General features: G+C 52.5%; 7 protein-coding genes and 1 riboswitch. Of the genes, 5 read left to right on the forward strand and 2 right to left on the reverse strand.

Translation table 11 applies throughout. The features are described 5' to 3' along the window. The first annotated feature begins 275 nt into the window (after positions 1-275). On the forward strand, positions 276-1,193 hold the full coding sequence (oxyR, locus tag ACLD11_RS10905; RefSeq protein WP_001025919.1) for a DNA-binding transcriptional regulator OxyR: 918 nt from the start codon (positions 276-278) through the stop codon (positions 1,191-1,193). Here oxyR and sthA read toward each other — a convergent pair. Beyond that, a complete protein-coding gene (gene sthA / locus ACLD11_RS10910) occupies positions 1,176-2,576 on the reverse strand; it encodes a Si-specific NAD(P)(+) transhydrogenase (protein WP_001120789.1) in 1,401 nt (466 codons plus the stop codon). The two genes, oxyR and sthA, sit on opposite strands and share 18 nt — an antisense overlap. Positions 2,577-2,774: 198 nt before the next feature. Between sthA and fabR the strand changes: the two genes are divergently transcribed. Next, entirely contained in the window at positions 2,775-3,410 is a 636-nt protein-coding gene (fabR, locus tag ACLD11_RS10915) for an HTH-type transcriptional repressor FabR (protein ID WP_000971958.1), read from the forward strand. Between the two features lie 15 nt (positions 3,411-3,425). Beyond that, on the forward strand, positions 3,426-3,785 hold the full coding sequence (locus ACLD11_RS10920; protein WP_000813838.1) for a YijD family membrane protein: 360 nt from the start codon (positions 3,426-3,428) through the stop codon (positions 3,783-3,785). Positions 3,786-3,831: 46 nt separating this feature from the next. Here the strand turns inward: ACLD11_RS10920 and trmA are convergent, their stop codons facing one another. Then, positions 3,832-4,932, reverse strand: coding sequence for a tRNA (uridine(54)-C5)-methyltransferase TrmA (gene trmA, locus ACLD11_RS10925; protein ID WP_411012434.1), 1,101 nt, complete (start codon positions 4,930-4,932; stop codon positions 3,832-3,834). Between the two features lie 114 nt (positions 4,933-5,046). Next, positions 5,047-5,240: riboswitch (cobalamin riboswitch) on the forward strand. Between the two features lie 65 nt (positions 5,241-5,305). On the opposite strand from trmA, the gene btuB reads away from it, so the two are divergent. Beyond that, positions 5,306-7,150, forward strand: a complete 1,845-nt coding sequence (btuB, locus tag ACLD11_RS10930) for a TonB-dependent vitamin B12 receptor BtuB (RefSeq protein ID WP_000591411.1) — start codon at positions 5,306-5,308, stop codon at positions 7,148-7,150. After that, positions 7,095-7,946 (forward strand): glutamate racemase, encoded by an 852-nt coding sequence (gene murI / locus ACLD11_RS10935; RefSeq protein WP_000201804.1) that lies wholly within the window; start codon positions 7,095-7,097, stop codon positions 7,944-7,946. Before btuB ends, murI begins: the two co-directional genes overlap by 56 nt. Positions 7,947-8,243 lie beyond the last annotated feature (297 nt).

Here is an 8,243-nt window from a genome sequence, read left to right on the forward strand (position 1 = left end):
AGCGTAGCGCTATCAGGTAATACTGCCCGGCCGAGCATCAGCGACGCCGGGCTTTTTTACGCAAAAAAAAGCGGACCAGAGGTCCGCAAAAGTTCACGTTGGCTTTAGTTATTTCGGGTTCGAGAGATACCCTCTGAACGGGCGGTGTCTTCAAGGGTTAAACGAGAAACCGCTCCGTTCTGTGATGTATTATTAATCAGAAAGGTTGATAGGGATAATCGTTCGTTGCTATGCTACCTATCGCCATGAACTATCGTGGCGACGGAGGATGAATAATGAATATTCGTGATCTTGAATATCTGGTGGCGTTAGCCGAACATCGCCATTTCCGGCGAGCGGCGGACTCCTGTCACGTCAGCCAGCCAACCCTTAGTGGGCAAATACGTAAGCTGGAAGATGAGCTGGGCGTTATGCTGCTGGAGCGTACGAGCCGTAAGGTGCTGTTTACCCAGGCGGGCTTACTGCTGGTGGATCAGGCGCGTACCGTACTGCGTGAGGTCAAGGTGCTCAAGGAGATGGCAAGCCAACAAGGCGAGACGATGTCCGGCCCGCTGCATATTGGTTTAATCCCAACGATTGGTCCCTATTTGCTGCCGCTTATCATTCCAATGTTGCACCAGACTTTCCCGAAGCTGGAAATGTATCTGCATGAGGCGCAAACGCATCAGTTGTTAGCGCAACTCGATAGCGGCAAGCTTGACTGCGCTATTCTGGCGCTGGTGAAAGAGAGCGAGGCGTTTATCGAAGTGCCGCTGTTTGATGAGCCCATGATGCTGGCTATTTATGAGGATCATCCGTGGGCGAATCGCGATCGCGTGCCGATGTCCGACCTGGCGGGCGAGAAATTGCTGATGCTGGAAGATGGCCACTGTCTGCGCGATCAGGCGATGGGGTTCTGTTTTGAAGCGGGAGCGGATGAAGATACCCATTTCCGGGCAACCAGTCTGGAAACGCTGCGCAACATGGTGGCGGCGGGCAGTGGTATTACACTACTCCCCGCGCTGGCCGTACCGCAGGAGCGTAAGCGCGACGGCGTGGTTTATCTGCCATGCATTAAGCCGGAGCCGCGTCGTACCGTGGGGCTGGTTTATCGCCCGGGATCGCCGCTGCGTAGCCGTTATGAGCAACTGGCAGAGGCCATCCGTGGCGCAATGGATGGCCATTTCGACAAGGCGTTAAAACAGGCGGTTTAAGCCGTTCAACGCCGCAACCCGATAAGCTTCCGCCATGGTTGGGTAGTTAAAGGTGGTGTTAACGAAGTATTCGATGGTGTTACCGCCACCTTTCTGCTCCATGATCGCCTGGCCGATATGAATAATTTCGGCGGCGCGTTCGCCAAAGCAGTGAATCCCCAGAATTTCTTTGGTTTCGCGGTGGAAGAGAATTTTTAGCGTGCCGACGTTCATGCCGACGATTTGCGCTCGCGCCAGATGCTTAAATTGCGCGCGGCCCACTTCGTAAGGCACTTTCATTGCCGTTAACTGCTGCTCGGTTTTGCCGACAGAACTGATTTCCGGAATGGTATAAATCCCGGTGGGGATATCTTCGATAAGATGCGCGGTCGCTTCGCCTTTCACCAGCGCCTGCGCTGCAATACGCCCCTGATCGTAGGCGGCAGAGGCCAGACTGGGATAGCCAATCACGTCGCCCACCGCATAGACGTGCGGCAGGGCGGTCTGGTACATACTGTTGACTTTGAGCTGTCCACGGCTGTCTGTTTCCAGACCAATATTCTCCAGCGCCAGCGAATCGGTGTTACCGGTACGGCCATTAGCATAGAGCAGGCAGTCAGCCTTCAGTTTTTTGCCGGATTTCAGGTGCATGATGACGCCATCATCGCAGCCTTCGATTTTCTCATACTCTTCATTGTGGCGAATAACCACGCCGCTATTCCAGAAATGGTAAGAGAGAGAGTCGGACATCTCCTGATCGAGAAAGGCCAGCAGGCGATCGCGGGTGTTGATCAGATCCACTTTCACATCCATACCGCGGAAGATGGACGCATATTCGCAGCCGATAACGCCGGCGCCGTAAATAATAACGTGGCGCGGTTCATGGTGGAGACTCAGGATTGAGTCGCTGTCATAAATGCGCGGATGCGAGAAATCCACATCATTGGGATGGTAAGGACGCGAACCACAGGCAATAACAAATTTTTCTGCCGTCAGAGTTTCAACCGTGCCGTCATGGCATTCCAGCGCCAGGGTATGTTCGTCAATAAAATGGGCGTTGCCCTGCAAGATTTCACAGTGGTTACGCTCATAAAACCCCTGACGCATACGCGTTTGTTGATTAATCACGTTATCGGCATGATTAAGGATGTCGGCGAATGAAGAACGAAGAAGACGGGAGTGGTCGCTATAGAGCGGGTTTTGATTAAATTCAATAATGCGGCTGACGGCGTGGCGAAGGGCTTTGGATGGGATGGTGCCCCAGTGGGTACATCCGCCGCCAACGTTATGATAACGCTCAATCACCGCGACGCGTGCTCCTTGCTTAACCAGACCCATTGCAGCGCCTTCACCGCCGGGGCCTGACCCTATGACGACTGCATCATAATCCCAGGAATGTGGCATGGTATTACTCACCTGTTTTTATACATAAAATAAACACGATGATAACATTTGCCCGGCTTTAACCCAATTATCGTTGTGCTTTTTTGCGAAGCCGGAGCACAAACTGTCTGTAAACAATCATTCACAATCCAGTGTGAACCCGTTACTTTTATTCTCTGGTATAGTGCTGAATAAGGCATATGGAAGGATTCAGACATTGTGATGGGTGTTAGAGCGCAACAAAAAGAAAAAACCCGGCGTTCGCTGGTGGAAGCCGCATTCAGCCAACTGAGCGCTGAGCGGAGTTTCGCCAGCCTGAGTTTGCGTGAGGTGGCGCGTGAAGCGGGCATTGCGCCAACGTCGTTTTACCGTCATTTTCGCGATGTCGATGAACTCGGTCTGACGATGGTGGATGAAAGCGGTCTGATGCTGCGTCAGTTGATGCGTCAGGCGCGACAGCGCATCGCAAAAGGCGGCAGCGTCATTCGCACGTCGGTCTCCACATTTATGGAGTTTATCGGCAACAACCCCAACGCCTTCCGTCTGTTGTTGCGCGAGCGTTCCGGCACTTCAGCGGCGTTTCGTGCCGCCGTCGCGCGGGAGATTCAGCATTTTATTGCGGAACTTGCCGACTATCTGGAACTCGAAAACCATATGCCGCGCGCGTTTACTGAAGCCCAGGCCGAAGCGATGGTGACTATTGTCTTTAGCGCGGGCGCAGAGGCGTTGGACATCGGCGCTGAACAGCGTCGGCAATTAGAAGAGCGGCTGGTATTGCAACTGCGCATGATTGCGAAAGGGGCGTATTACTGGTATCGCCGTGAGCAAGAGAAAATAGCACATCATTCCGAATAACGTGAAGGACGAGTAATGAAACAGTCAGGTCAAGATAAAGGTACGCTGTTGCTGGCGCTCATCGCTGGCTTATCGATTAACGGCACATTCGCGGCGCTGTTTAGCGCTATTGTGCCGTTCTCCGTATTCCCGGTTATCTCGCTGGTGCTGACGGTATATTGTCTGCATCAGCGCTACCAAAATCGTACTATGCCGGTAGGTTTGCCGGGGTTGGCCGCCGCCTGTTTCATTCTTGGCGTTTTACTGTATAGCACCGTGGTGCGTGCAGAATATCCGGATATTGGCTCTAATTTCTTCCCGGCGGTGCTGTCGGTGATTCTGGTATTCTGGATTGGCTTTAAACTACGTAACCGCAAGCAGGATACCGCGGAATAGTGTGCGAAGGCCGGATGGCGGTATAACCGGCCATCCGACGTACATTTTACCTTGCGGTGAGTAATACTCCGCATTCCATATGATGCGTATACGGGAACTGATCGAATAGCGCCAGGCGAGACACCGTGTGCGTCTGGCTTAACGTTTCCAGGTTTTTGCACAACGTTTCCGGATTGCAGGAAATGTACAGAATACGTGGATAAGCCTGCACCATTTTTTCCGTTTCGCTGTCCAGACCGCTGCGCGGCGGATCGACAAAAATGGTTTCGCACTGATAGCCCTTCAGGTCGATCCCCTGCAGGCGGTTAAACTCACGAACGCCATTCATCGCCTGGGTAAACTCTTCCGCCGCCATGCGAATAATTTGCACATTATCAATATGATTAGCGGCAATATTGTACTGTGCGGCAGCGACGGACGGTTTGGCGATTTCGGTTGCCAGCACGCGGTCAAAGTTGCGCGCCAGCGCTAAAGAAAAATTGCCGTTGCCGCAATACAACTCAAGCAGATCGCCTTTTGAGTCTTTCGTCACCTCCAGCGCCCACTCTAACATCTGAATATTCATGGCGGCGTTTGGCTGCGTAAAGCTGTTTTCGACCTGGCGGTAGATCATCTCTTTACCTGCCACAGGCAGACGCTCATCAATATAATCCTGATCCAATTCGATTTTAGTTTTAGTGGCCCGGCCAATCAGATGTACGTTCAGACCTTGCGCGCGTAAAGCATCGCGTAACGTAGTGGCGGCTTCACGCCACTCTTCGTCCAGCTTCTTATGGTACAGCAACGACACTACCGCCTGGTTGCTCAAGGTCGTGAGATAATCAATCTGGAACAGCTTATGCCGCAGTGCATGATTATCGCGCACGCCGGCAATCATCGCCTTCATTAAGGTATTAATCAGTTGGCTGGCCGCCGGGAAGGTGTCAACGCGAATCCGGCTTTTGGTCTGCTGATCAAACATAATGTGGTACAGGTCATCGCCGTCATGCCACAGGCGAAATTCCGCACGCATACGATAGTGACTGACCGGCGAGCGAAATACTTCCGGAACCAGGCCAGAAAACGGCGCCATCATACTCTGCAAGCGCGCCACTTTTTCGGCCAGCTGCGCCTCATACTGTTCTGTCGGAAGATGTTCGGGGGTCATATCGCATCCTGAATAATAAAAGTACGCGGGGATTGTAGGGATTGCTCAGTGGATGTCCAGCTATTGATGATTTCTGATTTGTGATGCGCGGTCTGGACAGGGTGTTGTGACAGACGGTAGCATCCGTGGGCCGGTCCTGTGAGTTAATAGGGAATCCAGTGAAAATCTGGAGCTGACGCGCAGCGGTAAGGAAAGGTGAGATGAGAGCGTAAGCAGACACTGCCTCCGGCGGGAAGTCATCATTTCTGCTATCCAGCCAACGGATAACCCTCCAAGCCCGAAGACCTGCCGGCTAACGTCGCATCTGGTTTTTCATCATCGCGTACTATCGATGAAGCCTGCGGCATCCTTCTTATATTGTGGATGCTTTACAATGATTAAAAAAGCTACGCTGCTGACGGCGTTCTCCGTCACGGCCTTTTCCGCTTGGGCGCAGGACACTAGCCCGGATACCCTGGTTGTTACCGCCAACCGTTTTCAGCAGCCGCGCAGTGCGGTTCTGGCGCCCGTTACCATCGTGACGCGTCAGGATATTGAACGCTGGCAATCGACCTCCGTAAATGATGTTCTGCGCCGTTTGCCTGGCGTCGATATTGCGCAGAGCGGCGGCGCCGGACAAAACTCCTCCATTTTCATTCGCGGCACCAACTCCAGCCATGTACTGGTATTGATTGACGGCGTGCGTCTGAATTTAGCAGGCGTGAGCGGGTCCGCCGATCTCAGCCAATTCCCGGTGTCGCTGGTACAGCGCATTGAATATATTCGTGGTCCGCGTTCCGCTATTTATGGTTCCGATGCTATCGGCGGTGTAGTGAATATCATTACGACGCGCGATAACCCAGGCACAGAATTAACCGCTGGATGGGGAAGCAATAGCTACCAGAATTACGACCTCTCGACGCAACAGCAACTTGGCGAAAATACGCGGGCGACGTTGATCGGCGATTACGAATACACCAAAGGGTTTGACGTGGTAGCGAAAGGCGGTACCGGGATGCAGGCGCAGCCTGACCGGGACGGCTTTTTGAGTAAAACGCTTTATGGCGCGTTAGAGCATACCTTTTCTGATCGCTGGAGCGGATTCGTGCGTGGTTATGGCTACGATAACCGTACCGATTACGACGCCTATTACTCGCCGGGCTCGCCGCTGATTGATACACGCAAACTTTATAGCCAAAGCTGGGACGCCGGGCTGCGCTTTAATGGCGAACGTATTCAGTCTCAGCTGGTTTCAAGCTATAGCCACAGTAAAGATTACAACTATGATCCGCACTATGGCCGGTATGATACCTCCGCCACGCTGGATGAGATGAAACAGTACAATGTTCAATGGACCAACAGTGTGGTCGTGGGGCACGGTAATGTTGGGGCGGGCGTAGACTGGCAGAAACAGACTACCACGCCAGGTACCGGCTATGTGCCCGAGGGATATGACCAGCGTAATACCGGGGTTTACCTGACAGGATTACAACAGTTGGGTGACTTCACTCTGGAAGCGGCGGCGCGCAGTGATGACAACTCCCAGTTTGGTCGTCATGGTACATGGCAAACCAGCGCGGGATGGGAGTTTATAGAAGGTTATCGCTTTATTGCCTCCTACGGAACCTCCTACAAAGCGCCTAATTTGGGCCAACTGTATGGTTATTACGGTAATCCGAACCTGAATCCTGAAAAGAGTAAACAGTGGGAAGGCGCATTTGAAGGGCTAACCGCTGGCGTCAGCTGGCGTATTTCAGGTTATCGTAACGATATTAATGACATGATCGATTATGACGATCATCTGCAAAAATATTACAACGAAGGTAAGGCGCGCATTAAAGGTATTGAGGCGACGGCGAATTTCGATACCGGACCGTTAACGCATACGGTCAGTTATGATTACGTTGATGCGCGTAATGCGATTACCGATACGCCATTACCCCGGCGTTCCAAACAGATGGCAAAATATCAACTTGACTGGGACGTTTACGATTTTGACTGGGGGGTGACATATCAATACCTTGGTTCCCGCTATGATTCGGATTACTCCGCTTACCCATACCGGACAGTAAAAATGGGCGGCGTCAGTTTATGGGATCTTACGGTTGCATATCCGGTCACCTCACATCTGACAGTTCGTGGTAAAATAGCCAACCTGTTCGACAAAGATTACGAGACAGTTTATGGCTACCAAACTGCAGGACGAGAATACACCTTGTCTGGCAGCTACACCTTCTGAACCACGTCCCACCGTGCTGGTATTTGATTCCGGCGTCGGTGGATTGTCGGTCTATGATGAGATTCGGCGGCTCCTGCCGGATCTCCACTATATATATGCTTTCGATAACGTGGCTTTCCCCTACGGGGAAAAGAGCGAAACGTTTATCGTCGAGCGCGTTGTCGAGATTGTGACTGCGGTACAGCAGCGCTATCCCCTTTCACTGGCGGTGATTGCCTGCAATACCGCCAGTACGGTCTCACTTCCCGCATTACGTGAAAAGTTTGCCTTCCCGGTGGTGGGCGTTGTACCTGCGATTAAACCAGCGGCGCGGCTGACCGCCAATGGCGTCGTTGGGCTACTGGCGACGAGAGCGACGGTCAAACGTCCTTATACTCACGAGCTGATTGCGCGCTTCGCCAATGAATGTCAAATAGCGATGTTGGGGTCGGCAGAACTGGTGGAACTGGCGGAAGCTAAACTACATGGCGACTCGGTATCGCTGGAAGAACTGCGCCGCATATTACGCCCATGGCTACGAATGCCGGAGCCGCCTGATACGGTCGTTCTGGGGTGTACGCATTTCCCTCTATTACGGGACGAGCTTTTGCAAGTCCTGCCCGAAGGGACGCGGTTAGTGGATTCCGGCGCGGCGATAGCGCGTCGTACAGCCTGGCTGTTGGAACATGAAGCGCCGGATGCGAAATCAACCGATGCCAATATTGCTTATTGCATGGCAATGACGCCAGGAGCTGAACAATTATTACCCGTTTTACAGCGTTATGGCTTTGAAACGCTCGAAAAACTAGCGGTTTAATGGCGTTTTGGGTAAATACCAGGCACTTGAGAAATTATTTTAAATTTCCTCTTGTCAGGCAGAAATAACTCCCTATAATGCGCCACCACTGACACGGAACAACGGCACACAGGCCGCCGGGTCAGCGGGGTTCAGACCAGAACCTCACGGAGAAAAGCGAAAATAAACGCTTGACTCTGAAGCGGGAAAGCGTAATATGCACACCCCGCGCCGCTGAGAAAAAGCGAAGCGGCACTGCTCTTTAACAATTTATCAGACAATCTGTGTGGGCACTCGAAGATACGGATTCTTAACGTC

The organism is Salmonella sp. 741265116_PST (assembly GCF_046567715.1).
Lineage (GTDB): Bacteria > Pseudomonadota > Gammaproteobacteria > Enterobacterales > Enterobacteriaceae > Salmonella > Salmonella enterica.